This is a genomic window from Streptomyces sp. CC224B (assembly GCF_030010595.1).
Classification (GTDB): Bacteria; Actinomycetota; Actinomycetes; order Streptomycetales; family Streptomycetaceae; genus Streptomyces; species Streptomyces longispororuber.
The window spans coordinates 28,499-53,428 of sequence record NZ_JASCXL010000032.1; the positions used below are offsets into that span (position 1 = coordinate 28,499).

Below are 24,930 nucleotides of genomic sequence, written 5' to 3' on the forward strand. Positions count from 1 at the left end.
CGCGGGCCTAGTCCCTCAGCAGTCCCTCCTGGTCCCTCCGCCCTAGGGGCAGCTCGTACCAGGCCACGTCCCAGTAGCGCCCGAACTTCCGCCCCACCTCCCGGTACGTCCCCAGGTGCCGGAACCCGAAGCGCTCGTGCAGCCGCACCGAGGCCTCGTTGGGCAGGGCGATCCCGGCGTAGGCCCGGTGCACGTCCTCGCCCTCCAGGGCGGCGAGGAGACGGCGGTACAGCAGCGTGCCGACACCGCGCCCGGCCGCCTCCGGGACGCAGTACACGCTGAGCTCGACGGAGGTGGCGTACGCGGGCTTGGGGCGCAGGGGGCTGGAGGTGGCGTAGCCGAGGATGCGGGGGGCTTGGCTGCTGGCGGGTGGCTGGTGGTTGTTGGGTGCCGGGCGGCTGGCGGGTGCCCGGCGGCCGTCGGGTCTTCGGCGGCTGTCGGATTCCTGACGCGCAGCGGATTCCCGACGCCCAGCGGGTACCCGACGCCCAGCGGGGTCCTGACGCTCACCGGATTCCCGGCGTTCACTGGATTTCTGGCGTTCGCCGGATTCCGGCGATTTCCCCGTTTCATCCGGTTTGCCCTCTTCGCCACCCTGGGCAACCAAGAGGCGGTGGGGGCCGTCTTTGGGGTGGGAGAGCAGCCAACGGCGTCTCTCTTCCGGCAGGAACGGGACGGTGTCGAATGTGATGGCGGTCTCACGGACGTAGTGGTTGTAGAGCTCCGTGAGGGCGGTGAGGTCCCCCTCGACGCCTGGTCTGACCTGCACCTCTGTGGGTCCCTGCGGCACGTGCCCTCCCTGTGTGGCCGGACAGGGTACTGCATGATCACGAAAATGCATGTGCGGCTTGGGAATTCTGTCCGGATTCCAGTCGTTGTTTCCAGCAGATGCGGGGCACCTGGGAAGGTGTGCCGTTTACCACAGGTCCACACCTGGACCGCCCGGCCCGTCCGGACCAGTGGTCCCAGCCGGACCGACCAGTGACAACCACGCAAGGGAGCACGCATGGCAACCCGTGCCGTCGCCCGTCGTACGTCCGCCGACACCGGTGAGACCGGCGCGGCCCGCAGTGTTCGCGCATCTGGCGGCGAGATCGCCGACCGCGACCTGGTCGGCATGTACCTCGACGAGATCGCACGCACGCCCCTGCTCGACGCCGCGAGGGAGGTCGAGTTGTCCCAGATCATCGAGGCCGGGGTGTACGCGCAGAAGATCCTCGAGGGCGAGGTGGAGGAGAAGTCGGCCGTCGCCGCCTCCGAGGAGGAGCTGCGCGCCCTGGTGGCCGAGGGCGAGCGGGCGAAGGACATCTTCATCCGGTCGAACCTGCGCCTGGTCGTCGCCGTCGCCCGCCGGTACCCGCGCAGCGGCCTCCCCCTGCTCGACCTCATCCAGGAGGGCAACGCGGGCCTGGTCCGCGCGGTCGAGAAGTTCGACTACGCCAAGGGCTTCAAGTTCTCCACGTACGCCACCTGGTGGATCCGCCAGGCCATCACGCGCTCCATAGCCGACCAGTCCCGCACCATCCGGCTCCCCGTCCACCTGGTGGAGGAGCTGGGCCGGATCCGCCGCGTGCAGCGCGAGTTCAACCGCGAGCACGGCCGTGAGCCGGAGCCCGCCGAGATCGCCGCCGAGCTGGCGTCGACCCCCGAGCGGGTCGTCGACGTCCTGGACTGGGCCCGCGACCCCGTCTCGCTGAACATGTCGGTGGACGACCAGGGCGACACCCAGTTCGGTGACCTCCTGGAGGACACCTCGGCCGTCTCCCCGGAGCAGTCCGTCCTCACGCTGCTGCGCAGCGAGGAGCTGGACGACCTCATCGGCCGCCTCGACCAGCGCACGGCCTCCATCATCAAGATGCGGTACGGCATCGTCGACGGTCGCGAGCGGACGCTGACGGAGGTCGGCAAGGAGCACGGCCTGACACGCGAGCGCATCCGCCAGATCGAGAAGCACGCGCTGCTCGAACTCAAGAAGCTGGCGCGGGACACGGGCTTCGACGCGGTGGCCTAGAGCGGCCGGCCAGGCGGGACGAAAGCTGCCCCGCAGGCCGGGCCACGGCTTGGCGGTCGGCTGCGCCGGGGCCCGCGCCCGCGGCGGCGGGCTGCTCCTGGATTCCCGGGTGCCGCCGGTACGCCCTCGGCGCGCGCGACCCGGCCCGGTCTTGGCGCGCGGCGGTGTAGTGAGCGAGGGCTCCTCCGCCGGTACGGGCGTTCTGTCGTGCTGCGTGAGTGTGTACGGTCTGCGAGCGCTGAGCGGACGGGGGGTGTCGGCCTGGGGGGCGTCGGGGCTTGCCCTGTGGGTGGGGTTGTACGGGTGGGCGGGTGGGAAGCGCGGCGGCCGGGCTCAGCCCGAGACCGCGGCGAGGCCGTAGGCCCAGGGCAGGCCCAGCCGGAGAGGCCGGCCCCGGGCAGCGAGGCTCGGCCCGAGGAGGGCGGCCCCAGGCCAGTGGGGCTCAGCTCGCGGCGGCGGTGAGGCGGCGGCCCAGGTCCCGTACCCGGGTCACCAACTCCCCGGGCCCGCGCACAGCGAAGTCGCACTCGACCCACAGCAACCGCACCGCCACCCACTCCACCGGCTCGGTCACGGACCCCCGCAGCCGGCACCGCCCCTCCCCGACCTCGGTCACCTCCCCCAGGGACGGCGGCAGCCGCCGCGCGACCTCGGCGGCCGGTGCCTGGAACTCCACGTCCACGTCGTACGCCGCGGACTCCTGCCGCCGCGGCAGCACGCTCCGCCGCACATACGCCTCCGCACTGCCCCCCGGCAGCATCCGCGGAGCGAACCGCACCCCCGTGGCGAACGGCTCCGACACCCGGTCCACCCGGAACGTACGCCAGTCCTCCCGGTCCAGGTCGTACGCCACCAGGTACCAGCGGCGCCCCGTGGACACGAGCCGGTGCGGCTCGGTGAGACGCCGCGACGGGGTCCCGTCCTTGGCCTCGTACGCGAACCGCAGCCGCTCGCGCCCGGCCGTCGCCGACGCCATCGTCGTCAGCGTCTCCGGCGCCACCCGCGCCCCGTCCCCGCTGGCCAGCGACATCGTCGCCGCCCCGAGCGCGGCCACGCGGTGCCGCAGCCGCGACGGCAGCACCTGCTCCAGCTTGGCCAGCGCCCGCACCGACGCCTCCTCCACGCCCTCCACCGCGTGCCCCGCCCCCGCCCGCAGCCCGACGGCGATCGCCACGGCCTCCTCGTCGTCGAGGACGAGCGGCGGCATCGCCTTGCCCGCGACGAGCCGGTACCCCCCGGCCGCGCCCTGCGTCGCCTGCACGGGATAGCCCAGCTCCCGCAGCCGGTCGATGTCCCGCCGCACCGTGCGCCGCGACACCCCGAGCCGATCCGCGAGCTCGCCGCCGGGCCACTCCCGCGGCGTCTGCAGGAGCGAGAGGAGCGTCAGGAGCCGCGCCGGAGTGTCCGTACCGCCACCGCTTGAAGTCGTCATGCCCCCAGGATGCCGGGCAAGTAGGACACGATCCGACCTACTGGGGCGGCGGATTCCCGCACGCCGCCAGGAGGGGATCTAGGACACGATCTGGCCTATACGGCTCCTAGCCTGACGGCATGACTTCACCCAGCACCCCCAGCCCGGCCGCTCCGTCCCCGGAGTCACGGGCCGACCGCCGCCGGTGGTTCGCCCTCGCGATCGTGATGACGGCCGCCTTCATGGACCTCGTCGACGTGACGATCGTGAACATCGCGATCCCCGCCATCCAGCGGGACGCGGGCGCCACGTTCAGCCAGATCCAGTGGATCACCGCCGGTTACGCGCTCGCGCTCGGCGCCGGACTCATCACCGGCGGGCGGCTCGGCGACATCTACGGCCGCAAGAAGATATTCCTCATCGGCATCGCCGGCTTCACCGTCGCCTCGGCGCTGTGCGGCTTCGCCGCGAACCCGGAGATGCTCGTCGCCTCCCGCATCCTTCAGGGTGCGATGGCCGCCCTGATGGTGCCCCAGGTGCTCTCGATCGTGCACGCCACGTTCCCCGCGCACGAGCGCGGCAAGGTCTTCGGCCTGTTCGGCATGGTCGTGGGCCTCGGCGCGGTCTCCGGCCCGCTGCTCGGCGCGCTCCTCACGGAGTGGAACCTCTTCGGCCTCGAATGGCGCCCGATCTTCCTGATCAACCTGCCGGTCGGCATCGCGGGCCTGCTCCTCGGGCGGAAGTTCATCACCGAGTCCAAGGCGCCGCGCGCCCTGCGGCTCGACCTCGTCGGCGTCGTCCTCGTCACCCTCGGCCTGCTGATGGTCCTCTACCCGCTGACGCGCGGGCACGAGCTGGACTGGCCGGTCTGGGGCCACGTGACGATGGCGGGCTCGCTGGTGGTCTTCGCCGCACTGGTGGCGTACGAGAGGCGGAAGGCCGCCCGGGACGGCTCGCCGCTCGTGGAGCTGTCCCTGTTCAAGGTGAGGAGCTTCGCCGCGGGCATCGCCGTACAGACGGTCTTCGGTGTCTCGCTGGGCATCTTCTTCCTGGTCTGGACGATGTACATGCAGGTCGGCCTCGGCTGGAGCGAGCTGCACGCGGGCCTGACCGGCGTCCCCTTCTCCATCGCGGTCTCCTTCGCCGCCGGGATCTCCGTGCAGAAGCTGGTGCCGCGGTTCGGCCGCAAGGTCCTCCAGACCGGCGCGCTGACCATGGCCGCGGGCGTACTGATCTACATCTGGGAGGCCGACCGGTACGGCGCCGGCATCACCTCCTGGCAGATGGCCCTGCCGCTCGTGGTGATGGGCCTCGGCATGGGCCTGATCGTGGCGCCGCTGACGGACGCGGTGCTCTCCGAGGTCCCGCGCGAGCACGCGGGCTCCGCGTCCGGGCTCATCAACACCGTGCAGCAGATGGGCAACGCGCTCGGCCTCGGCCTGGTCTCCGTCGTCTTCTACGGCGCCATGGACGAGGACGTCGTACGGCAGCGGGTCGCCGCGGAGTTCGCCCACGGCTTCGAGAACGCCCTGTGGTGGGTGGTCGGCGTCCTCACCGTCATCTTCCTGCTGATGCTGGGGCTGCCCCGGCGCCCGGCCCAGCACATCGAGGGCGCCGAGTCCGGCCCCGCCGAGTCCCCCGCGCCTGCCGAGGCCCCCGCGCCCGCCGAGACCCCGGAACCGGCCCTCACCCGCTGAGCCGCGGGACGCCTCCCCGGCCCTCCTCCTCGGGCTCTCTCCCCACCCACCCGCGCATTCCCGGCTGCCGCCGGGCGGGGCCGTGTCACGGTCCCGGGGCGGGTGGGTGGAGCCGTTTCCGCACCGGGATGCTCTGGGCGCTCGGGGTGCTGTGGGTGCTCTGGGTGCTCTGGGCGCCAAGGGGCCCGTTTGTGCCCGAACCACATCCGTTCATGTTTACTTCGCGCCGTAGTGCCCGTACGCTCCAGAAGAACCCACACACCCGGGCATACGGCAGGAGGCCCCGAGCCATGTACGCGCCAGAGCGGCAGCAGGAGATCCTGCGCCTGGCCAGAGAGGGCGGGCGCGTCGACGTCCTGTCCCTCGCCGCCGCGTTCCAGGTCACCGCGGAGACCATCCGCCGCGACCTGAAGGCCCTGGACCGCGCGGGCCTGCTGCGCCGGGTGCACGGCGGCGCCATCCCGGCCGGCCGCCTGGACTTCGAGCCGGACCTCGCGGAGCGCGAGAGCACCGCCGCCGACGAGAAGGACCGCATCGCCCGGGCCGCCCTCGCCGAACTGCCGCCCGAGGGCAGCGTCATCCTCGACGCCGGTTCGACGGTGGCCCGCCTCGCCGCCGCCCTCCCGCTGGAGGCGGAGCTCACGGCGGTCACCCACAGCCTCCCCACCGCCGCCCGCCTCGCCGACCACCCGGGCATCCAGCTCCACCTGGTCGGCGGCCGCGTCCGGCACCGTACGCGCGCGGCCGTCGACGCCTGGTCCCTGCGCGCCTACGCCGAGATCCGCGCCGACGTCGTCTTCCTCGCCGCCAACGGCTTCTCCGCCGCGCACGGCCTGACCACCCCCGACCTCGCCGAGGCCGCCGTGAAGCGCGCCGCCGTCGCCGCCGCCCGCCGCGTCGTCCTGCTCGCCGACAGCGGCAAGTACGGCCAGGAGCACTTCGCCCGCTTCGGCGACCTCACCGACGTCGACCTGCTGATCACGGACACCGGCCTCGCCCCGGACGACGCCGCCGCCATCGAGCGCGCGGGCACGGAGGTGGTACGCGCATGATCCTCACCGTCACCCCGAACCCCTCCCTCGACCGCGCCTACGAGGTCCCCGCCCTCACCCGCGGCGACGTCGTCCGCGCCACCGGCGACCGCATGGACCCCGGCGGCAAGGGCGTCAACGTCTCCCGCGCCGTCGCCGCCGCCGGCGTCCGCACCCTCGCCGTCCTGCCCCTCGGCGGCGCCACCGGCGCCCTCGTCGCCCAGCTCCTCGACGAGCAGGGCATCGACGTCGCCCCGGTCCAGGTCACCGGCGCCACCCGCGCCAACATCTCCGTCGCCGAACCCGACGGCACCCTCACGAAGATCAACGCGCCCGGCCCCGCGCTCACCCCCGCCGAGAGCGAGGCCCTGCTCGGCACCGTCGCCGCCCACTCCGCGGACGCCGACTGGATCGCCTGCTGCGGCAGCCTCCCGCGCGGCCTCGCCCCCTCCTGGTACGCCGACGTGGTCCGGCGCAGCCACGCCGCCGGGGCCCGGATCGCCCTCGACACCTCCGGCCCCGCCCTCCTCGCCGCGCTCCCCGGCCGCCCGGACGTCGTCAAGCCGAACGCCGCCGAGCTGGCCGAAGCCGTCGGCCGCCCCCTCGCCACCCTCGGCGACGTCCTCAAGGCCGCCGACGAACTGCGCGAACGCGGCGCCCGCGCCGTGCTCGCCAGCCTCGGCGCCGACGGCCAGCTCCTCGTCGACGACACCGGTACGTACGTCGGCCGCGCCCGCGTCGACGCCGTACGCAGCAACGTCGGCGCGGGGGACAGCTCCCTCGCCGGGTTCCTCGTCGCGGGCGGCGCCGGGCCCGCGGCCCTCGCCTCGGCCGTCGCGCACGGCGCCGCCGCCGTCCGGCTGCCCGGCAGTGTCATGCCCACCCCGGCCGACCTCGCGCCCGGCGCCGTCACCGTCACGGACGAGGTCCCGCTCGACCTCGCCCTGACCGAGCCCGCTCCCTGAACGGGGCCCGCTTCCTGACCGGCCCCGTGCCCTGACCTGGCCCTCCTGACCGGCCCGCTCCCTGAACCGACACCCGTTCCCTTCTCACCCCCGTCCCCCCTCGCCCCGCCCCCACCCTCGCCCCCGTCCCCACTTCGCCCGTGTCCCCGGGCGGCACGCGCGCAAAGGAGCCCGCGATGAGCGAGAACCACGCCATGATCACCGCGGAGTTGGTCGACCTCGACCTCGACCGTTCCGCCGACACCAAGGAGGCGGCGGCCCGCGCCCTCGCCAGGCGCATGGTCACCCTCGGCCGCGTCACCGACCTGGACGGCTTCCTCGCCGACGTCGCCGCCCGCGAGGCCCAGATGCCCACCGGTCTCGACGGCGGCATCGGCATCCCGCACTGCCGCAGCGCCCACGTCACCGAGCCCACCCTGGCCTTCGGCCGCAGCGCCCGGGGCATCGACTTCGGCGCCCCCGACGGCCCGGCCGACCTGATCTTCCTGATCGCCGCCCCGGCGGGCGCGGACGACGCCCACCTGACGATCCTGTCGTCCCTGGCACGGCAGTTGATGGACGAGGCGTTCACGCGGGCCCTGCGCGAGGCCCCCGACGCGGCGACGGCGGCGGCACTCATCCGGGGCGACGCTCCCGCGCCCGTCGCTCCGGCCGCTCCCGTGACGGAGGCCCCGGACGCCACCGTGGACGGGCCGGACGCGGAGCCGCCCGCCGAGGGCGCCCCGGACCCGGCCGCCGGTCGGTCGGCGGCCGGGTCCGATGAGGACGAGCCCCCGCTCACCAAGTCCCAGGAGGGTGAGCCCTCGTTCCGGATCGTCGCCGTCACCTCCTGTCCCACCGGCATCGCCCACACCTACATGGCCGCCGAGGCGCTGGAGAACGCCGCGCGCGACGCGGGCGTCGAGCTCACCGTCGAGACCCAGGGCTCGGCGGGCTTCACCCGCCTCGACGCCGGGACCGTCGCACGGGCCGACGCCGTGATCTTCGCCCACGACGTCCCCGTACGCGACAAGGCCCGCTTCGCGGGCAAACCCACCGTCGACGTGGGCGTCAAGGCGGGCATCAACCGCCCCGCCGCCCTCATCGCCGAGGCCCGCGAGAAGGCCGCCCGCGGCGACGCCACGGCGGCCCCGGCCGGCCCGAGCCCCGTCGACAACACGGGCGACAGCGGCGACAGCTACGGCACCAAGCTGCGCAAATGGCTGATGAGCGGCGTCAGTTACATGGTCCCCTTCGTCGCCGCCGGCGGCCTCCTCATCGCCCTCGGCTTCGCCATCGGCGGCTGGAAGATCGACAAGGCCCCGTCGGTCGCCGAGCACTTCGTCTGGACCGACCACACGAGCTGGGCGGCCCTGCTCTTCCAGACCGGCGGCCTCGCCTTCGCCTTCCTCGTCCCCGTCCTCGCGGGCTACATCGCGTACGGCATGGCCGACCGGCCCGGCCTCGTACCGGGCTTCGTCGGCGGTTCGGTCGCCGTCACCATCGAGGCGGGCTTCCTCGGCGGCCTCGCGGCCGGCCTGCTCGCGGGCGCCGTCGTGATGGGCATCCAGCGCGTCCGCGTCCCGGCCGTGCTGCGCGGCATCATGCCGGTGGTGGTGATCCCGCTGATCTCCTCGGCGGTGGTCGGCTTCCTGCTGTTCCTGGTCGTCGGCAAGCCCATCGCCTCGCTGCAGAACGCCCTGACCGACTGGCTGGAGGGCCTCTCCGGCGCCAACGCCGTCATCCTCGGCGTCATCCTCGGCCTGATGATGTGCTTCGACCTCGGCGGCCCGCTCAACAAGGTCGCGTACGCCTTCGCCGTCGGCGGCCTCGCCCACCCCACCGACGGCTCGCTCAAGGTGATGGCCGCCGTGATGGCGGCCGGCATGGTGCCGCCGCTCGCGATGGCGCTGGCCACGACCGTGCGGGGCCGCCTGTTCACCCGGACCGAGCGCGAGAACGGCAAGGCGGCCTGGTTCCTCGGCGCCTCCTTCATCACCGAGGGCGCGATTCCGTTCGCGGCCGCGGACCCGGTGCGGGTCATCCCCGCGTCGATGGCGGGCGGCGCGGTCACGGGCGCCCTGTCCATGGCCTTCGGCTGCACGCTCCGCGCCCCGCACGGAGGCGTGTTCGTGGTGCCGCTGATCGGCCGCCCCCTGCTCTACCTGCTCGCCGTAGCCGCCGGGGTCTGCGTGTCGACCGCCGTGGTGATCCTGCTCAAGAGCGCCCGCAAGGCACCGGCCGCACCGGAGGGGGACGCGGCGCCGTCCGCCGCGGACGAGCCGAAGGCCGCGGTCACCGCCTGAGCGGACCGCGTTCCCGGACGCCCGGGCGTGGGCATACTGCACTGGTACTGCGGCATGGGCGCCCGGGCACGGGCAGCATCCCGTGGGGGCCACCGTGAGCGAGCTTCAGCAGAGCCACCTCAGCAGCCTGCTCGGCATGGTCACCGACCTCACCGAGCAGGCACGCGCGAACCACGCCAAGGGCGTGGAGGCCGACCCCGTGCACCTGGCCGTCTACTCCGGCTTCCTCGTCGAGACCGGCACGAGCATCCGCTGGCTCCTCGAACCCGCCCTGCTCGAGCAGGCGGCCGAGGCCGTCCGCCGCCAGGCCCCCGCCGCGAGCCCCGCCCACGCCGACGTCGCCGCCCGGCTGCTCGCCACCCTGTGGTCGTCCTGCGTCCTCGCGGGCGTCGACACCGAGGACTGGGACCGCGAAGCCCCCGAACTCCCCGCCATCTGCCTCCGCATGGCGACCCTGGTGACGGGCGAACGCCCACCGGGACAGGAGCGGGACCGCGAGCCGGACGGCCGAACCGGCGCCTGACCTGACGTGAGGAGCGCCGACGAGGGAGCGCAACCGGAAGGCACCGTGTGCGAGATACGTCACTTCAGGCCCAAAGTCCCCTTAACGCCTCTGTTGTGGGGGTGGGCGGCTGTTGTCTACTGAGCGGCATGTTCGACGGTGCTTCGATCGTTCAGCAGACAGGCGTGGCGCTGTTCGCCGCCGCGACCGCCCTCTGGGCCCTGACCTTCCTGCGCATACGGCGGCTGCGCGCGGCCCCGGCACCGGAAGGGCCCGCGCTGCGCTCGCTGCCCGGCCAGTCCGGCCCACCCCGCGCGGAGTCCGTGGACCTGACGGCGGCCGAACGAGCCGCGTTCGCCGGTCTGGTGCGGCAGTTCGGCACGGGACACGGCCACTGGGAGGGCTGAACTCCCGCACCGCACGGCCCTCCGTCCAACGGGCGGGAGCGGTCCGTCGGAAGCGGTCCAACAGAAGTGGTCCGACGGAAGCGGCCCGTCGCGAGCGGTCTGTCGGAAGCGGTCCGTCGTGAGCGGTCTGTCGGGAGCGGTCAGCGGCTGCGCGACACCGGGTACGTCCGCGCGCGGCGCTCCATCGCCGCGCGGGCCGCGGGTTCGCTCACGTACACCTCGCACATGTGCCGGCCGTCGGCCGTCGCCGTGTGCTCGACCTCCCACAGGCTGACCTCGGAGCCGTCGAAGAGCAGGAACGCGTGCTCGTACAGCGAGAAGCCGAGCCGGGCCTCGCCGCTCAGCCCGGAGCGGCCGAAGGCCTGGGTGATCTGGTGCGCGAAGGCCGAGCGGAGCAGTCGCTCCATGTCCTCGCCGGGGCGGTCCGCGCCCGCCGGGTTCTCCGCGCGGCGCAGCAGCCTGCGGGCGTGGTCGGCCGAGTCGTCCGGCACGTACGTGTGCGCGGGCTCGTTCGCCGCCGTGAGCTGGAGGACGACGGGCAGGTCCCCGGCCGGGGTGTCGGGCGGCAGCGGCAGCCGGGCCGTGGCGACCCCGGCCTCCTCCTCGTCCAGGTACAGCTCGTACGTGGGGCTGCTGCCGGGGCCCGTGTTGTGCGCCAGCTCCCACAGGGTGAGCGCGCTGCCGTCGGCGAGCAGCCAGGTGTGGCGGTACGTCTCGCGGTGCAGGCCCGCGCTGTGGTGCGCGGAGTGCAGCGAACTGTCGTAGGCCAGCGCCTGGTCCAACCGCCGGAGCGTCACGTCCGGCAGGTCGAAGGAGTTCAGGGCGCGGCCGAGCAGTCGCTCGAGGTGCTCCTCTGGAGACAGGGGCTCGGGCGACTCTGGTGGTTCGTACGCGGTCTCGTACGGAACGCTCACGGATACTCCCGGATGCTTCCGGCGTTGCTGCATGTCACCTTGTGCGTGCATACCGTAGCCCCTGGGTCGGACATCATGTCCGGGAACAGGAAAACGATCGAGCCGCACGGCAAGTTCCCGTGCGGCTCGCTGCGTTGGCGCCGCGTGGGCGGCGCCCGGGGCGCTGCGCGCGCCCCGCGGACCTCCGTCGACTGGGCGGCGGACTAGGTGGTGCTGCCCGCCGTCCACTCGCTCCACGACATGTTCCAGCCGTTCAGGCCGTTGTCGGGGGCGATCGTCTTGTCCGGCGAACCCTTGACCGTCACGACGTCCCCGATGAGCGAGTTGTCGTAGAACCACTTGCCCGGGGTGTCCCCCTGCGCCCCTTGGACGTCCTGGAGCCCCACGCAGCCGTGGCTGGTATTGGCGCTGCCGAAGACGGAGGGCGAGCCCCAGTAGTTGCCGTGGATGAACGTGCCGGACGTCGAAAGACGCATCGCGTGCGGTACGTCCTTGATGTCGTACTCACCGCCGAAGCCGACCGTCGAGCCGTTCATCCGCGTCTGGACGAACTTCTCGGAGATCACCATCTGCCCGTTGTACGTGGGGTTCTGCGGGCTGCCCGCGGAGATCGGGATCGTCTTGATGACCTTGCCGTCCCGCTCGACCGTCATCTTCTTGGCGGTCACGTCGACGGTGGACACCTGCGCGCGGCCGACGGTGAACGTGACCGTCTTGTCCTGCACGCCGGTGATGCCGTTGCCGCCCTTCACGCCGTCCAGGTCGATCTTCATCGTGACCTTGGAACCGGCCTTCCAGTACTCCTGCGGCCGGAAGTCCAGGCGCTGGTTGCCGAACCAGTGGCCGACGACCTTCTGCCCGCTGCTGGACGTGACGTTGATGTGCGACTGCACGTCCTTCTTGTTCGTGATCGCCTTGTCGAAGGTGAACGACACCGGCATGCCGACACCGACGGTGGTGCCGCCGTCGGGCGTGTAGGTGCCGATGAAGCTGTTCGCCGACGCCACCGTCGTGAACGTCGCGTTCTCCATGGCCGGGCGGCCCTCGCCGTCCTTGGCGTTGGCGGTGACCTTGTACTTCGTGCCGCGCTCCAGCTGGGCCTTGGGCTTCCAGGTGGTGCCGTCGGCGGAGATGGTGCCCTCGACCGCGGCACCCGAGGTCACCTGCGTCATCTTCACGCTGGTCAGCTTGCCGCCCTTGACCTTCACGCCGGTGGCGTTGATCGAGGCGTCGGTCGCGCCGTCCTTGGAGGAGATGGATATCTGCGCCCCGGACGCGTCCTTGGCCGTCCCGGACTTCTTGTCGTCCTTGGCGTCGGCGTCACCGCCGCAGGCCGTGAGGGTCAACGCGCCGACGGCCGCGAGCGCCGCGGTCGCCAGCAGGACCCGACGGCGACGACGGTGCTGTGGCTGCGCTGCGATGTCCGGCGTTGTCACGGGCTGCTCCCCATCAGTCTGTGTACAGCAGGATTCGTGGTGTGTGGGCGATCCGGTCCGGTACGGGTTTCCAGTACGGAGGCCGTCCCGGTACGGATCGTGTCCCCGTACGGATCGTGTCCCGGTACGGATCATGTCCAGTACGGATAAGGAGGCGTTCGGCGAGGGAACGGTTCCGGGGCCCGGGTGTGAGCGCCAGCACATGGCTGCGCCCGCGGCTGTTCTCGCGGGGCCCGGGCCGGGCGGCGCCACGCTTCGCCTGCGGCGTGGCTGGATGGGGCTTCGCCCCTTTCCCCCTTTTTTGGCGCTTCGCGCCTCGTCCTCAAACGCCGGAAGGGCTGTCGCTGTCGTAAAGGCTTCTGTAGGAGGGGAAGAGGCCGCCTGGGGTGTCTACCGGGGTTGCTGCCAGGAGGGCGCGGACGATGGCTCTGGTCACCATGTCCGCTCCTGCCGCCAGGATGTCGTTGAGCGCCAAGGGGGCGGTGACGTCGAGGGGGCGCTCGCCGGTGGCCAGGGCGAACACTGTGTCGCCGTCGTGCAGCAGATGCACCGGCCGCACGGCGCGCGCCATGCCGTCGTGCGACGTGCCCGCGAGCTTCTGCGCCTGGGCCTTGGTCAGCTCGGCGTCGGTGGCCACCACGGCGAGCGTGGTGTTCAGCGGCGGCTGTCCGTTGCGGGCCACGGCCTCGGCCAGGCGCCGCCGCGCCGCCGCGTGGACCTCCGCCGCGGGCAGCTCCACCGGCGCCCCCTCGAAGAACCGCCCGTACAGCGCGCCCGTCGCCGGGTCCGTCCCCGACCCCGCCGCGTTCGCCACCACGAGGGCCGCGACCGTCACGCCCGAGTCCAGCACGGTGCTCGCCGTGCCGATGCCTCCCTTCAGCGGGCCCACCGCCGCGCCGGTGCCCGCGCCCCGGTTCCCCTCGGCCACCGCGTGACCGCTCGCCCGCGCCGCCGCGTCCTCCACCGCCGCCCGCCCCAGCGCCGCGTCCGGCCGCGCCCGGAAGCTGCCGCCCCGGCCCAGGTCGAACACGCACGCCGCGGGCACCACCGGCACCACGTGCGCCGGATCAGGCCCCACCCGCACCCCGCGGCCCCGCTCCTCCAGCCACGCCATCACCCCGGCCGCCGCGTCGAGGCCGTACGCGCTGCCGCCCGTGAGCACGACCGCCTCCACCCGCTGCACCAGGTTCCGCGGGTCGAGCGCGTCCGTCTCCCGGGTGCCCGGGCCGCCGCCGCGCACGTCCACGGCCGCCACGGCCCCGCCCTCCGGCGCGAGCACGACGGTCGTCCCGGTGAGCCAGCCGTCGCCCACGCGCTCCGCGTGCCCGACCCTGAGCCCGGCCACGTCGGTGAGCGCCCCGGCCCGGCCGGCCGGTGTCCCCGCCTCCCGTGCGTCAGTTGCGTCAGGTGCGTCGGAAGTCGTCATGCGGCATGCGTACCACGGGTCCCGCCGGGAGGGGCGCGCGTGCTCCGGGTGGCTCCGCGGCCGGTGGTTCCGCAACTCGCTCCGTGCCTGGCTCCGGTGGTGGTCAGGCGGCGCCCCGCGCCCGCGCCGTCCGCGCCGTGAGGAGCACGCCGACCGCCACCGCGAGCGCGGCCACGATGCCGGCCACGAGCACCGCCCAGCGGCCCGCGACCGTGCACGCCAGGACCGCCAGTGCCGTCACCGGCAGCACCAGTTGCTGCGCGAGGCCCACCTTGAAGTGCCGTGCGTGCAGCAGCCACACCGTGAGCAGGTACACCGCCGCCGGGATGGTCACCGCCGCCGACGCCGCCGTCACCGAGAGGTGTGCCTTGCCGACGGCCTGCTCCACCGCGACCTCGATCCCCGCGCCGATCGCCGCCGCCGAACCGAAGACCAGGTAGTGGCCGTAGCCCCACAGGAACGCCTGTCGGTTCGAGCGCAGATGGCCGTGGATCGGCACCACGAAGTAGATCCACCACGCCGCGAAGACCAGCAGGAGCCCGCCGACGGCGATGGGCAGCAACTCGCCCAGCGCGTCGTTCTCGTCCAGGGCCGACTTCACCGCCACCGTCGCCGCGGCGATCGTCTCGCCGAGCACGATGATCGTGAACAGGCCGTAGCGCTCGGCGATGTGGTGCGGGTGCCACGGCGTCGTCCGGGCCCTCTCGGCGAGCGTCGGGACCGCCATCTCGGCGACCGCCATCACCAGGAACGTCCACGGCCGCGCCCCCTCCGGCAGCACCAGCAGCCCCAACCAGCCCACCTGGCACAGCGCCACCCCGCCCGCGTACCGCAGCGCCGTGCGCCGCTCGGCCCCCGTGGTGGAGGCCGCCGCCCGCAGCCACTGTGTGATCAGCGCGAGCCGCATGATCAGGTAGCCCAGCCAGACGGCCAGGAACTGATGGTCCTCGAAGGCCTTCGAGACACCGGCCGCGAGCACCAGGACCCCGGCGATCTGGAGCAGGGTCACCACGCGGTAGAGCGCGTCGTCGTTGTCGTACGCGGAGGCGAACCAGGTGAAGTTCATCCAGGCCCACCCAATGGCCAACGGTGCAACACCCGATCTGACCTGCGGAGCCTGGTAACCCTTGCGCTCCACGTGGTCAGAACGGGAACCGTGGCGACGACGGGACGGCGGCCGATGACCGACCACCAGAGTGTTGAACTGGCAGAGGAAGAACGATGCGGCGGCGGGCGCGACGACTACGCGACGCTTATAGCCCTGGGCTTCGACGACGACGAACTTCAAGAGCTAGGGCTGTGGCACCCGGTCACAGGCGCACCTGAAGACCTGGCCGAGATGTACATCCGGCGCAGCAAGAAGAAAGACACCGTGGATGCGTTGCGGGGGCACGTTCGTGACATCTGCCGGTACGCGCGTGACGAAGGAAAGATGATCCGGCATGTGTGGTTCGAGCAACGCTCTGCAAGTAAGGCGTACGTGAAGCGTGGCGAGTTCAACAACGCCACAGAAGCAATCCTGGACGGAACATCTAAGACGCTGTACGTGTGGAAAACCAGTCGTCTTTCCCGGCGGGGCATGGGGCAAGTTGGGCCCTTGCTGGACGAATTCGACAGGCGGCGGGCGCGTGTCGTTATCACCATGGAACGGCTCGATTCCTCTAAAGGCTCTCGGATGGTACTAGCCATCCTGTCTGAGCAAGCCCGAGAGCAAGCCAAAGAGATAGCCGAGTTCACAAAGAACGGCATCGATTCCACTAAGCAGGCGGGTAGGTGGCCGGGCGGTGTAACCCCCTATGGGCTCGACTATGACAAAGCATCCGGTCAGCTCAAGCGAAATGCCGAATACCCACGGGCGCGCCATATGGCGAAGCTACTGCTACGGGGGATCACTCCGGCAAAGATCGCGAACCAGTTCAACATGCGTGGGTGGCGTACGCGGCGGGGCTATCTGTGGTCGGCCCAAGGGATCATTCACCTGAGTATGTCGATTAGCTGGGCGGGGCTTATCCCTGACCGCGAGCGTCTAACGGATGAGTTCGGCAACCCCGTGGACCAGTGGCGACGTCGCTCTATCCCTTTGCTCGATAGGCAAGGAAACCCGATACCGTGCGGTGAGTACGTGGTGACTTTCTCTGAATGGTTGAAGATCCAGGCAATCATCAAGAGGCGGTCGCGCCCTGGAACGAGCATTGGGGACCGAACGCGAGGAAAGCGGGCGGCAACTACCCTCATGACCGAGGTGCTAAAGTGCCCCCTCTGCGGCGGCCCTATGGGTAACGGTGGCGCAAACTACCGTTGCTTGACGCGCATCAATAACGGTCCATCCATGTGTGTGGGTGTAGCCACGAGAAGGCAACGAATAGACGACGCCATTGGGATCATGTGGCGGAACCACGTCGTGAACCTTCCCGCCGACTCGCCTACCATTCTCGAAATCGCTCGGGGTTGGCTCTCGTACCAGGACCCAGCCAAGGAGAAGCGAAAGCAGGCGGTCATGGCAGCTTTGGATAACGCCGCATCACGCATGACGCGACTGGAAAAAGAGTTCTTCGTTGGCGGCAGGATGGACGAGTCGCGCTATGAGTCACTTCGTAACGAGCTTGAACCGCAAATCGTGGGCATGAAAGCAGAGCTGGAAGTGCTCTCCCGTGACTCGGATCTCACACCGCTCAGGGACGGTAAGGCTCTGGCGAAACTGTGGGAGCGAGAAGGTATTGACGGGCGACGGGCACTCGTAAAGGCCGCTCTAGTAGATGTGACTCTGCTACCCGCGAAGTACAAGGGGGACCGCACGCCCATCGAAAGGCGACTGCGCCCGAACTGGCGAGATAAGCGAACTACGCTTACGGACGAGGTGATATCGAATACCTTCGCTCTTGTGGAAAAGAGCAGCGCCCGCAGGAAGAGCAAGATTCGGACTGTGGCAGCGCCGGGCGCATGAGAGCCTGACTCGGAGCGGAGTCAGTCAGCAAGCCGATAACGAGAAGGGAAGAGCAATTGCGGAGCCACCCCGCACAGGCGCACATGACATGGACGCTCACACTCGCCCCTGAGCCCGCCGACGGCGCCGCCACGGTCAACACCCCACAGGAAGCCCAGCGAGCCCTTCTGGAGGCCCTGAGCGCCCATCTGGCAGGCGTGGACGACGAAGCCACGCGCAGGGAGCTGGCGACCGACTACACCGCCCCCCTGGGCCGCTGGGCCGTGGACGCGTGGCCCACCATCCAACGCGGACGCGGGATCACCTACAACGCACCGGGCGCCGTCCTGGTCCGCATGTCCCCTGTCAGCTAGGAGCTGGCGCACCAAGCCCCGTCAGCCATCGCGGCTGGCGGGGCTTTCCTTGCCGTGCGCATTGTCATGCCCATGTAATCGGAATGCGGTGTTCCGATTCGAACCCGCCGACGGCCCGCCGCGCGATGGCTGCGGCTCAGCGGGTGCGGTGGTTCGGCGGTTCTTGACCTCTTCTGGACTTCCAGAAGAAAACCTATGGGAAAACCAGAAGGGTCGTCGTTGCACCGTTCCACCGCATAGTGACCGGCGCCACCTTCCCGAAGGTGCCCGGGGGTGGGAATGGTCGCGCCATGAGCAACCGCCACGCTCTAGTAGGGGCAGAGAGCGGCCGGTTACCGCGCACCCCTCCCGATGCGGACACACGGCGGTCTGGGTCCGGCCCGCTCTCGCTTGCCCGCCTGGCCCAACGGCAGAGGCGCACGTCTTAGGAACGTGAGGTTCCCGGTTCGAATCCGGGGGCGGGCACGAACCAGTGCACCACGTGGTGCGCTGACCCGCAGGGGGGGGTATTCATGCGTGTCCGCTGCCTGGACTGCCGGGAATGGGCGACCGTCAAGGGTCGCTGCTCCGGCCACCACAAGGCGTACGAGAGCGGGCGCACACGACAGGCGCACCGGAAGCGGCGCGAGGCTATCGCCCGTGGGCAGAACGCTGCCGCCCTCATGCGCAAGGCCATTCGCCAGGCTGGCGAGAGCCCGTGTGCGCGGTGTCGCGGTGTCTTCCTTGCGTCTCTTATCGACGTGGACCACATCATTCCCCTGGCCAAGGGGGGTGAGGACGTGGCGGGAAACGTCCAGCCGCTTTGCAAGCGGTGCCATCGGCATAAAACCGCAGAGGACTTCGGGTATAAGACCCTTCCATTCTGAGGAAAGGGTGCCGGGGGAGGGCGGGAGCGCGTCCAAAGTTCCCGAAAAATGCGTTCTGGCGATCCCGGCCCAAGCTCGGAAAACGCACGCTGGGTGTGGCACCGTTTTTGGGTGGCTACCCCCTTGCGGCGCCTGGCCAAGGCCCTGTTTGGGCCCGCGAGAAAGGCACCCCTTAACGACCCGTTAAGCGCCGGGAAGGTGGTGTGAACGTGTCTCGAAGCAAGAGCCCGGACCACCGGACGGGCCACGCCAGTGCTGCCGCTGAGCCGGTCGCGCCCGTTGTCTACGAGGGGCGTGCACCGCGCGTGCCGTCTCACCTCAAGTCTGTGGGGCGTGACGTGTGGCGTGCCGTCTGGTCGGCGGGCTCCGGCGCTTACTCGCCGGACACGGATCGGAACATCATCCTGCGGTACGCGGAACTGCACGACCGGCGTGCGGCTCTCTTGGCTGCCGTGGATGAAGACGGGCTCATGACGGTGGGGTCCACCGGTCAGCCTGCCGTCCATCCGGCCATGCGCTACGTCGAATCCACGGAGCGGGAGCTACGGGCGATAGAGACGGTCATCGGCTTCACGCCCGAAGCGCGCATGCGGTTGGGCATCGTGGCCGCTGAGGCGCGCCGCGTGGCCGCCGGACCTGAGGATTTCTAGGCAGTGCACCACGTGGTGCGTTGGGTCGGACGTGCAGAAACCCCCGCCGGGGGCGGGGGCCGTTTACTCGCGTCTTAGCGGGGGCGCACCACCACCATCTTCTTGGCAGCGCGTGCCATCAGGGGGTCGCCCCCTTCGCGTGTGGGGATGCTGACCGTTCCCGGCGCGTCTGCGCTTGCCGCCGGTGCGCCCGTCACTTCGCGGGGTTCCTGCAAAGGCTGGGCGCCCAGGGCGCCGATAAGTACGTCTCCGGGCCGCAGATCCTTCGCCGTCGTCACGGTCAGCGCACCTGTGATCATTCCTCGCCCCTTCACGGCCGTCCGGGTGGTCGCCCGAACGTAGCAAGAAGGGCGGTCGGCCACAACGGGGCTGAACTCCTCGGTTCCACAACTGAATAGAGGGGGCGGACGTGGGCGCTATCGACCCTCTGATTGCCCGTCACATACCGGCCGACGCGCCGTTCCCTTCTGAGGGGTACCGGGTAGCCGCGTGGATCGAAGCCTTCTGCTACCTCACGGGGTCGTTCGCCGGTCGGCGCTTCAAGCTCCTGGCGTGGCAGCGCGAACTACTGGTTGACGCGTACCGACTTGAGTGCGACTCCTTCGGGCGCTGGCGCCGGAAGCACCGGATGTGCGTGGTCTGCATTGCCAGGAAGAACGGGAAGAGCACGCTGGCGGCTGCCATCATGCTCTACCACTTGATTGCCGACCGGGCCGATACGCAGCGCCAGGTGATCGCTGCGGCCAACGACCGTAATCAGGCGCGTATGGTTTTCGACGCTGCCAAGCAGATGGTTACCGCGTCGCCCAAGCTGTCCGCCGTCTGCGAAGTGCAGCGCGATGTGATCCGCTACAAGGACAGCACGTACCGCGTGGTGTCGGCGGACGCTGGACGGCAACAGGGCCTGAACCCGTCGGCCGTCAGCTTGGATGAGTACGCCTTCTCGCGGACGGCGGATCTCTTCGACGCGCTGACGCTGGGGTCTGCCGCGCGGAATCAGCCCATGACGTGGGTAGTCAGCACCGCCGGGCCGGACCCGGACGGCCCTTTCGCTCTGCTCTGTGAGCAAGGCGAGCGGGTCAACTCCGGTGAGGCCACGGACGCAACGCTCTTCTACCGGTCGTGGGGTCCGCGCATCGGGGAACAGGTGGACCACCTGGCCCCGGCCGTCTGGCGCGCGTGCAACCCGTCCTTCGAGATCCTGAACGAAGAGGACTTCAAGGCTGCCGCCCAGCGGAGCACTGAGGCCAGCTTCCGTATCTACAGGCTGAGCCAGTTCGTGCGCGGACGCTCCACGTGGCTGCCTCACGGCCTGTGGGACTCCCTGGCGGTGGATGACACGCTGAGCCCCGGGGATGCCGTCGTGCTGGGCTTTGACGGCTCTTGGAAGGGTGACAGCACGGCCCTGGTCGCTGCCCGCGTGGCGGACCTTCGCGTCTTCGTCCTGGGGCACTGGGAGGCACCGCCGGATGACGCGCACTGGCGGGTGCCCATGGTCGACGTGCGCGAAGCTCTGCGCTCCGCACTGGACACCTACACCGTCCGGAACCTGGTGGCCGACCCGTACCGCTGGGAAGAGACGCTAGAGAACCTTGAGACGGAGGGGCACCCGGTGGAGGCGTTCCCTACGAACTCCCTCAAGCGGATTGTTCCGGCGACTCAGGCTGTGTATGACGCGTGCCGGGACGGCCGTCTCTCCCATGACGGGAACCCTGCGCTGGGGCGTCACATCGGTAACGCGGTGCTGCGTGAGGACAAGTACGGCGCGCGCATCACCAAGGAGTTCGCGTCTTCCCGCCGGAAGATCGATCTAGCGGTTGCCATGATCCTTGCTGTCCACGGCGCCGTCATGTGGCGCGAGGAAAACCCCGGGTTGATTGACGCGCCGGTCGTGGCGACGTGGGAAGACGACGGCCAGGTCTTCGCCGTCGGCGGGTCGGCGGAGTTCTTCGACGACCTGTAGCGCAGGAACTGAGCAGTGCGCCATGTGGTGCACTGCCTACCACAACTGAATAAGGGGGCGGGGCACATGGGCTTTTGGCGTGCGCTCTTCCGGGGCTCGCGGACGCCGGAGCGCCGGGCGCAGTGGGACCCGGCGACCGACCTATTCCCGGTGCCCGGCGTCATGTCGGCAGCCGGTCAGCGGGTAGACGCGAACTCGGCGCTGACGGTCTCCGCCGTCTTCGCGTGCGTCCGTCTTCTCAGCGAGACGATTTGCACGCTGCCCGTGGCCACCTACTCACGGCGCGGTGGAGTGCGCAGAGAGGTCAAGTCTCCTCTGTGGCTTGACTATCCAGATGCTGAGCCCGGCGGCACGGGCCGCATTGATCTGCTGTCTCAGACGGTCCTCTCCCTTCTCCTGGACGGCAACGCCTATCTGGCTGTCCTGTGGGACGGCCCGAACATCGTCGGTCTGGAAGTCCTTGATCCGGCCCGCATCGAAGTTCACATGGTGGTGGTGGACGGCAGGCGCCGGAAGGTCTTCCATGCGTCTGACTATGACGACGACGGCAACGAGGTTGCTTTGGGGTGGTTCACCACCCGGGAAATCCTCCATGTTCCCGGCATGACCTTGCCGGGGGAGTACGCGGGTGTCTCGCCTATCTCGTTCGCGCGTGAGTCCATCGGCCTGGCCATGGCGGCACAGACGTATGGTGCGCGCTTCTTCGCCCAAGGGGCCATACCCGGCGCCCTCATTGAAGTACCGGGTGCCATGTCGGAAGAGGGGCTAGTGCGCGCCCGCGAAGCATGGCGGTTGGCCAACTCCGGGGCGGAGAACTCCCACAGGGTTGCGCTCCTCACGGAGGGTGCGAAGTTCAGCAAGGTCTCACTGTCACCGGACGAGGCCCAGTTTTTGGAGACCCGTCAGTTTCAAGTTCCGGAAGTTGCGAGGATCTTCGGCGTACCACCCCACCTGATTGCCGACGCGAGCAACTCAACTAGTTGGGGGTCGGGGCTCGCTGAGCAGAACCAGGCGTTCGCCATGTTCTCTCTTCGTCCGTGGCTTGAGCGGATCGAAGCCGCTCTCACGCGGCTGTTGTTCGCGGAGACGGCCGACCGTCAGAAGTTCGTCAAGTTCTCACTTGACGGCATACAGCGCGGGGCGCCGACGGAACGCATGGCTATGTACTCCGTCGGCTTGCAACAAGGCATTTACAGCATTGACGAAGTACGCGCGTGGGAAGACCTGGAACCCCTCCCCGACGGCGCGGGAGACGCGCACCGAGTACCGCTCAACCTTGCTGACGTGACGGACGGCGCCGGATCTGACACTCCCGTGCCTCCGGCGCCACCACATCCCCCGGCAGGCGGCGGGGCGACCGACGAAGAGGGGGATACCTCCGATGACGATGGAACGCCGGAGTCTGACGCGACCGGCTGAGATCCGTGCCGACGGCGACAAACTCACCATGCGCGGGTACGCCTACCGGTTCGGGGAGTTGTCCCACGACCTGGGAGGGTTCCGTGAGCGGATCATGCCGGGCGCTGGGGCGGAATCGCTCCGCACCAATGACGTGGTGGCCACGTACAACCACGACAACAACAACGCTCTAGGGCGGATGAGCGCGGGCACGCTGCGGACCGGTGAAGACGCTGAGGGCGGCTGGTATGAAATCGATCTGCCGCCCACCACGGTCGGCAGAGACCTTGCCGAACTCCTCAAGCGCGGAGACGTAAAGGGATCTTCCTTCACCTTCCGCGTGCGGGACGGCGGCCAACGCGTGCACGGCGAACTAGACGCGGAGTCGGGACTCCCCATCCGCGAACTCACCAGCATGGACGTGGTGGAACTGGGTCCCGTGCTCAACCCCGCCTACCCCACCACAGACGCCGGGCTCATGCGCTCTATTGCTCACGGTCTCGGCATTGCGTCACGCAGTGCGCCACGTGGTGCACTGCTCAGCCACCCGGCGCGGGACCTTGCCCGCGCGCTCCTGCGCTGAACGCTTCTTCCACAACTGAATAGAGGGGGTTGTCCGTATGGACGCTCAGACGCTTGCCGCCAATCTTGAAGCACGCGAGAAGGCGACCAATGAGCTTCGCGCACTGGGCGAAGAGTTCGCAGGCAAGGACATGGACGGTGACGCGCGCGAGAAGGAGACGAAGCTACTCGACGCCATTGCCGACTATGACGGCCGTATACGGCGAGGCATCGAAGTCCTGAAGAGTCAGGCTTCCATCAGCAGCCTTATGGCCGGTCTCAAGGGGACCGGCTCCAAGAAGGAGACTCAGGACAAGCTTGCAGAGGCGGCAACACAGCTTCGGTCGCTGGCCCCGTATGAAGCGGCTCAGTTCGCGCCGGAGTCCCGCGCCGTGGACACCGTCACGGGCAAGAACGTTATCCCGCGCACGCTCTTCGGTCAGCTCCTGGCTGAGGCGGTGGAGCGCTCCACCGTGATGCGTAACGGTGCTGCACTGCTGACCACCGCCGGGGGTGAGCCTATCGACTTCACGGTTGTCACCGGCCGTGCGGCGGCGGGCATCGTCGCGGAGAACGCCAACATTCCCGAGTCGACCCCCACCACGGTCCAACGCTCCGTCGGCGCGTACAAGTACGCCTATGCCAGCGTGGTGAGCACGGAGCTTGTCCAGGACCAGACGCTAGACCTGGTGGGCTTCCTTGTGGGGGATGCCGGTCCGGCCCTGGGGCACGGCATGGGTGCCCACTGGCTGACCGGTACCGGTACCGGTCAGCCCAAGGGGATCGTCCCCTCTGCGTCTCCGGCGGCGGCCACGTGGACGGCGGGCGCTACGGATGCCAAGGTGTCCGACGCGCTCATTGACCTGTTCTACGAACTTCCGTCGTCATACCGGGACGCGGCCACGTTCGTGGTCTCCGACAAGACGGCGGCCACCATGCGCAAGGTCAAGGACAGCAACGGTCAGTACCTGTGGCAGTCGGCGCTGACGGCCGGGGCGCCGGACCTGTTCAACGGACGCGTGGTAACGACCGACGCTGTCATGCCGGACGACAAGGTTCTGTTCGCGGACCTGTCCAAGTACAAGATCCGGCTAGCCGGGCCGCTCCGGGTTGAGCGGTCCGTTGACGTCAACTTCAAGACGGACCAGATCGTCTACCGCTTCATTCAGCGGGCGGATGGGCTTCTTGTCGACCTGCGCGCGGCGAAGGTTCTGACGGTTACCCCGAAGGCGTAAGGCTGCAACGGCGGGCCAGTGAACCACGTGGTGCACTGGTCCGCCCTCTTCGGAAAGAGGGGGGTTGTGTCGTACGCGACTGTGCAAGAAGTGCGCGCCCTGGACGGCGTGGAAGACACGGCGCTGTTCCCTGACGGCACGCTGGCGGACGCCATTGCGTACGCGGTGGAAGTCGTCGAGACCTATTGCGGCCGGAAGTGGGAGGGGACCGACGCGGCGCCGGAAACGATCCGCTGGTGTGTCCGCACGCTGGCCCGTCAGTACTGCTTGGATCTGGTCTCGCGCGTGCCGGATCGGGCGCTACAACTCCAGTCAGAATATGGCTCCGTTCAGCTAGCTCAGGCGGGCGGTACCTGGCGCCCCACGTCGCTGCCGGAAGTCAACGCGCATCTGAACAGGTACCGCGTCCGCTTGCCGTTCACATTCCTGTAGGGGGCGCCGTGCTGATCTTCGAGACGAAACAGGCTCTTTTCCAGGCGTTGAAGACCACGGTGCCCGCCGGGGTTCAGTGCACCTGGGCGGAGACCGGCAAGAGCGACCGGCGTCAGCAGGTCTGGCTAGGCGCCACGCTGGAAGACGAAACGGCCGTGACTGCCATGAGGCAAGGGCCGCGCAAGCCCACGTCCGTCACGGGCTTCGTGGGCGTGCATGCCCTGGTGATCTCACCCGGCGATCCCATGGTCGCAGAGCGGGCCGTCTACGGGCTCCGGGAGGCAGTCTGGGAGGCATGCCGCGCCGTCGCCCCGGGGAGCGTCCCCGGTCTTTTGGACGTGCGCCCTGAGTCCTCCGAGACGGAGACGGCCGAATCCACAGACGGCGCGTACGCCGCACTGACCGTTCGCGTGCGGGTGCGTGGACGGATTACATAACTGAAG

The 24,930-nt window shown here is 69.9% G+C and carries 21 protein-coding genes, 1 tRNA gene and 3 pseudogenes; 17 read left to right on the forward strand and 8 right to left on the reverse strand.

Annotated features, from left to right (window positions below):
* Nucleotides 1-7 precede the first annotated feature (7 nt).
* Together QK440_RS15355 and QK440_RS15360 are read right to left on the reverse strand one after the other, a co-directional pair.
* A pseudogene (locus QK440_RS15355) lies at nucleotides 8-349 on the reverse strand (N-acetyltransferase family protein); the annotation flags it as partial.
* Between the two features lie 249 nt (nucleotides 350-598).
* Nucleotides 599-790: pseudogene (locus tag QK440_RS15360) on the reverse strand (GNAT family N-acetyltransferase); the annotation flags it as partial.
* A 216-nt stretch (nucleotides 791-1,006) separates the two neighbouring features.
* On the opposite strand from QK440_RS15360, the gene QK440_RS15365 reads away from it, so the two are divergent.
* Nucleotides 1,007-2,011 (forward strand): sigma-70 family RNA polymerase sigma factor, encoded by a 1,005-nt coding sequence (locus QK440_RS15365; RefSeq protein ID WP_282793653.1) that lies wholly within the window; start codon nucleotides 1,007-1,009, stop codon nucleotides 2,009-2,011.
* Nucleotides 2,012-2,453: 442 nt separating this feature from the next.
* Here the strand turns inward: QK440_RS15365 and QK440_RS15370 are convergent, their stop codons facing one another.
* The gene (locus QK440_RS15370; RefSeq protein WP_282793654.1) at nucleotides 2,454-3,443 is read right to left on the reverse strand and encodes a WYL domain-containing protein; all 990 of its coding nucleotides are present in this window, start codon (nucleotides 3,441-3,443) and stop codon (nucleotides 2,454-2,456) included.
* A 119-nt stretch (nucleotides 3,444-3,562) separates the two neighbouring features.
* Here QK440_RS15370 and QK440_RS15375 point away from each other — a divergent pair, with 119 nt between their 5' ends.
* From QK440_RS15375 to QK440_RS15400, 6 genes are all read left to right on the forward strand, one after another.
* Nucleotides 3,563-5,119 carry an MFS transporter gene (locus QK440_RS15375; protein ID WP_282793655.1) on the forward strand — a complete coding sequence of 519 codons (1,557 nt, stop codon included), beginning with the start codon at nucleotides 3,563-3,565 and terminating at the stop codon, nucleotides 5,117-5,119.
* 290 nt (nucleotides 5,120-5,409) lie between these two features.
* Entirely contained in the window at nucleotides 5,410-6,171 is a 762-nt protein-coding gene (locus tag QK440_RS15380) for a DeoR/GlpR family DNA-binding transcription regulator (RefSeq protein ID WP_282793656.1), read from the forward strand.
* Nucleotides 6,168-7,115, forward strand: coding sequence for a 1-phosphofructokinase (pfkB, locus tag QK440_RS15385; protein WP_282793657.1), 948 nt, complete (start codon nucleotides 6,168-6,170; stop codon nucleotides 7,113-7,115). The genes QK440_RS15380 and pfkB overlap by 4 nt, the downstream gene beginning before the upstream one ends.
* Nucleotides 7,116-7,291: 176 nt before the next feature.
* Nucleotides 7,292-9,400: a fructose-specific PTS transporter subunit EIIC gene (locus tag QK440_RS15390; RefSeq protein WP_282793658.1), complete on the forward strand. Its 2,109-nt coding sequence runs from the start codon at nucleotides 7,292-7,294 to the stop codon at nucleotides 9,398-9,400.
* A gap of 94 nt (nucleotides 9,401-9,494) precedes the next feature.
* Nucleotides 9,495-9,923 carry a hypothetical protein gene (locus tag QK440_RS15395; RefSeq protein WP_282793659.1) on the forward strand — a complete coding sequence of 143 codons (429 nt, stop codon included), beginning with the start codon at nucleotides 9,495-9,497 and terminating at the stop codon, nucleotides 9,921-9,923.
* 128 nt (nucleotides 9,924-10,051) lie between these two features.
* Entirely contained in the window at nucleotides 10,052-10,309 is a 258-nt protein-coding gene (locus QK440_RS15400; RefSeq protein WP_282793660.1) for a hypothetical protein, read from the forward strand.
* 140 nt (nucleotides 10,310-10,449) lie between these two features.
* On the opposite strand, the gene QK440_RS15405 is transcribed toward QK440_RS15400, so the two are convergent.
* From QK440_RS15405 to QK440_RS15420, 4 genes and pseudogenes are all read right to left on the reverse strand, one after another.
* Nucleotides 10,450-11,223 (reverse strand): DUF6227 family protein, encoded by a 774-nt coding sequence (locus QK440_RS15405; RefSeq protein WP_282793661.1) that lies wholly within the window; start codon nucleotides 11,221-11,223, stop codon nucleotides 10,450-10,452.
* A gap of 203 nt (nucleotides 11,224-11,426) precedes the next feature.
* Nucleotides 11,427-12,659: an Ig-like domain-containing protein gene (locus tag QK440_RS15410; protein WP_282793662.1), complete on the reverse strand. Its 1,233-nt coding sequence runs from the start codon at nucleotides 12,657-12,659 to the stop codon at nucleotides 11,427-11,429.
* Between the two features lie 322 nt (nucleotides 12,660-12,981).
* Nucleotides 12,982-14,085, reverse strand: a complete 1,104-nt coding sequence (locus QK440_RS15415) for a P1 family peptidase (protein WP_282793663.1) — start codon at nucleotides 14,083-14,085, stop codon at nucleotides 12,982-12,984.
* Nucleotides 14,086-14,188: 103 nt separating this feature from the next.
* Nucleotides 14,189-15,169 (reverse strand): annotated as a pseudogene (locus QK440_RS15420) (low temperature requirement protein A); the annotation flags it as partial.
* Between the two features lie 96 nt (nucleotides 15,170-15,265).
* On the opposite strand from QK440_RS15420, the gene QK440_RS15425 reads away from it, so the two are divergent.
* From QK440_RS15425 to QK440_RS15440, 4 genes are all read left to right on the forward strand, one after another.
* Nucleotides 15,266-17,029: a recombinase family protein gene (locus QK440_RS15425; RefSeq protein WP_282793664.1), complete on the forward strand. Its 1,764-nt coding sequence runs from the start codon at nucleotides 15,266-15,268 to the stop codon at nucleotides 17,027-17,029.
* An 83-nt stretch (nucleotides 17,030-17,112) separates the two neighbouring features.
* The gene (locus tag QK440_RS15430) at nucleotides 17,113-17,382 is read left to right on the forward strand and encodes a hypothetical protein (RefSeq protein WP_282793665.1); all 270 of its coding nucleotides are present in this window, start codon (nucleotides 17,113-17,115) and stop codon (nucleotides 17,380-17,382) included.
* Nucleotides 17,383-17,774: 392 nt separating this feature from the next.
* A tRNA-Leu gene (locus QK440_RS15435) sits at nucleotides 17,775-17,847 on the forward strand.
* Nucleotides 17,848-18,457: 610 nt separating this feature from the next.
* The gene (locus tag QK440_RS15440) at nucleotides 18,458-18,898 is read left to right on the forward strand and encodes a phage terminase small subunit P27 family (protein ID WP_282793666.1); all 441 of its coding nucleotides are present in this window, start codon (nucleotides 18,458-18,460) and stop codon (nucleotides 18,896-18,898) included.
* Nucleotides 18,899-18,972: 74 nt separating this feature from the next.
* Here QK440_RS15440 and QK440_RS15445 read toward each other — a convergent pair whose 3' ends face one another.
* Entirely contained in the window at nucleotides 18,973-19,197 is a 225-nt protein-coding gene (locus tag QK440_RS15445) for a hypothetical protein (protein WP_282793667.1), read from the reverse strand.
* Between the two features lie 110 nt (nucleotides 19,198-19,307).
* On the opposite strand from QK440_RS15445, the gene QK440_RS15450 reads away from it, so the two are divergent.
* The 6 genes from QK440_RS15450 (at nucleotide 19,308) to QK440_RS15475 (ending at nucleotide 24,924) form a co-directional block, all read left to right on the forward strand.
* Entirely contained in the window at nucleotides 19,308-20,861 is a 1,554-nt protein-coding gene (locus tag QK440_RS15450) for a terminase large subunit (RefSeq protein ID WP_282793668.1), read from the forward strand.
* A 150-nt stretch (nucleotides 20,862-21,011) separates the two neighbouring features.
* The gene (locus tag QK440_RS15455; protein WP_282793669.1) at nucleotides 21,012-22,280 is read left to right on the forward strand and encodes a phage portal protein; all 1,269 of its coding nucleotides are present in this window, start codon (nucleotides 21,012-21,014) and stop codon (nucleotides 22,278-22,280) included.
* Entirely contained in the window at nucleotides 22,243-22,842 is a 600-nt protein-coding gene (locus QK440_RS15460; RefSeq protein ID WP_282793670.1) for an HK97 family phage prohead protease, read from the forward strand. Before QK440_RS15455 ends, QK440_RS15460 begins: the two co-directional genes overlap by 38 nt.
* Before the next feature lie 37 nt (nucleotides 22,843-22,879).
* Complete coding sequence (locus QK440_RS15465) at nucleotides 22,880-24,055, forward strand: phage major capsid protein (protein ID WP_282793671.1); 1,176 nt, start codon at nucleotides 22,880-22,882, stop codon at nucleotides 24,053-24,055.
* Nucleotides 24,056-24,121: 66 nt separating this feature from the next.
* Nucleotides 24,122-24,487, forward strand: a complete 366-nt coding sequence (locus QK440_RS15470; RefSeq protein ID WP_282793672.1) for a hypothetical protein — start codon at nucleotides 24,122-24,124, stop codon at nucleotides 24,485-24,487.
* 8 nt (nucleotides 24,488-24,495) lie between these two features.
* Nucleotides 24,496-24,924, forward strand: a complete 429-nt coding sequence (locus tag QK440_RS15475; RefSeq protein WP_282793673.1) for a hypothetical protein — start codon at nucleotides 24,496-24,498, stop codon at nucleotides 24,922-24,924.
* Nucleotides 24,925-24,930: the final 6 nt, after the last annotated feature.

What these genes read in the sequence shown, in the direction of transcription:
- QK440_RS15465 (WP_282793671.1), top strand. Translation starts at nt 22,880, where the DNA reads ATGGACGCTCAGACGCTTGCCGCCAATCTTGAAGCACGCGAGAAGGCG.
- QK440_RS15380 (WP_282793656.1), top strand. Translation starts at nt 5,410, where the DNA reads ATGTACGCGCCAGAGCGGCAGCAGGAGATCCTGCGCCTGGCCAGAGAG.
- QK440_RS15425 (WP_282793664.1), top strand. Translation starts at nt 15,266, where the DNA reads ATGACCGACCACCAGAGTGTTGAACTGGCAGAGGAAGAACGATGCGGC.
- QK440_RS15365 (WP_282793653.1), top strand. Translation starts at nt 1,007, where the DNA reads ATGGCAACCCGTGCCGTCGCCCGTCGTACGTCCGCCGACACCGGTGAG.
- QK440_RS15445 (WP_282793667.1), bottom strand. Translation starts at nt 19,197, where the DNA reads ATGATCACAGGTGCGCTGACCGTGACGACGGCGAAGGATCTGCGGCCC.
- QK440_RS15390 (WP_282793658.1), top strand. Translation starts at nt 7,292, where the DNA reads ATGAGCGAGAACCACGCCATGATCACCGCGGAGTTGGTCGACCTCGAC.
- pfkB (WP_282793657.1), top strand. Translation starts at nt 6,168, where the DNA reads ATGATCCTCACCGTCACCCCGAACCCCTCCCTCGACCGCGCCTACGAG.
- QK440_RS15460 (WP_282793670.1), top strand. Translation starts at nt 22,243, where the DNA reads ATGACGATGGAACGCCGGAGTCTGACGCGACCGGCTGAGATCCGTGCC.
- QK440_RS15370 (WP_282793654.1), bottom strand. Translation starts at nt 3,443, where the DNA reads ATGACGACTTCAAGCGGTGGCGGTACGGACACTCCGGCGCGGCTCCTG.
- QK440_RS15430 (WP_282793665.1), top strand. Translation starts at nt 17,113, where the DNA reads ATGACATGGACGCTCACACTCGCCCCTGAGCCCGCCGACGGCGCCGCC.
- QK440_RS15400 (WP_282793660.1), top strand. Translation starts at nt 10,052, where the DNA reads ATGTTCGACGGTGCTTCGATCGTTCAGCAGACAGGCGTGGCGCTGTTC.
- QK440_RS15415 (WP_282793663.1), bottom strand. Translation starts at nt 14,085, where the DNA reads ATGACGACTTCCGACGCACCTGACGCAACTGACGCACGGGAGGCGGGG.
- QK440_RS15375 (WP_282793655.1), top strand. Translation starts at nt 3,563, where the DNA reads ATGACTTCACCCAGCACCCCCAGCCCGGCCGCTCCGTCCCCGGAGTCA.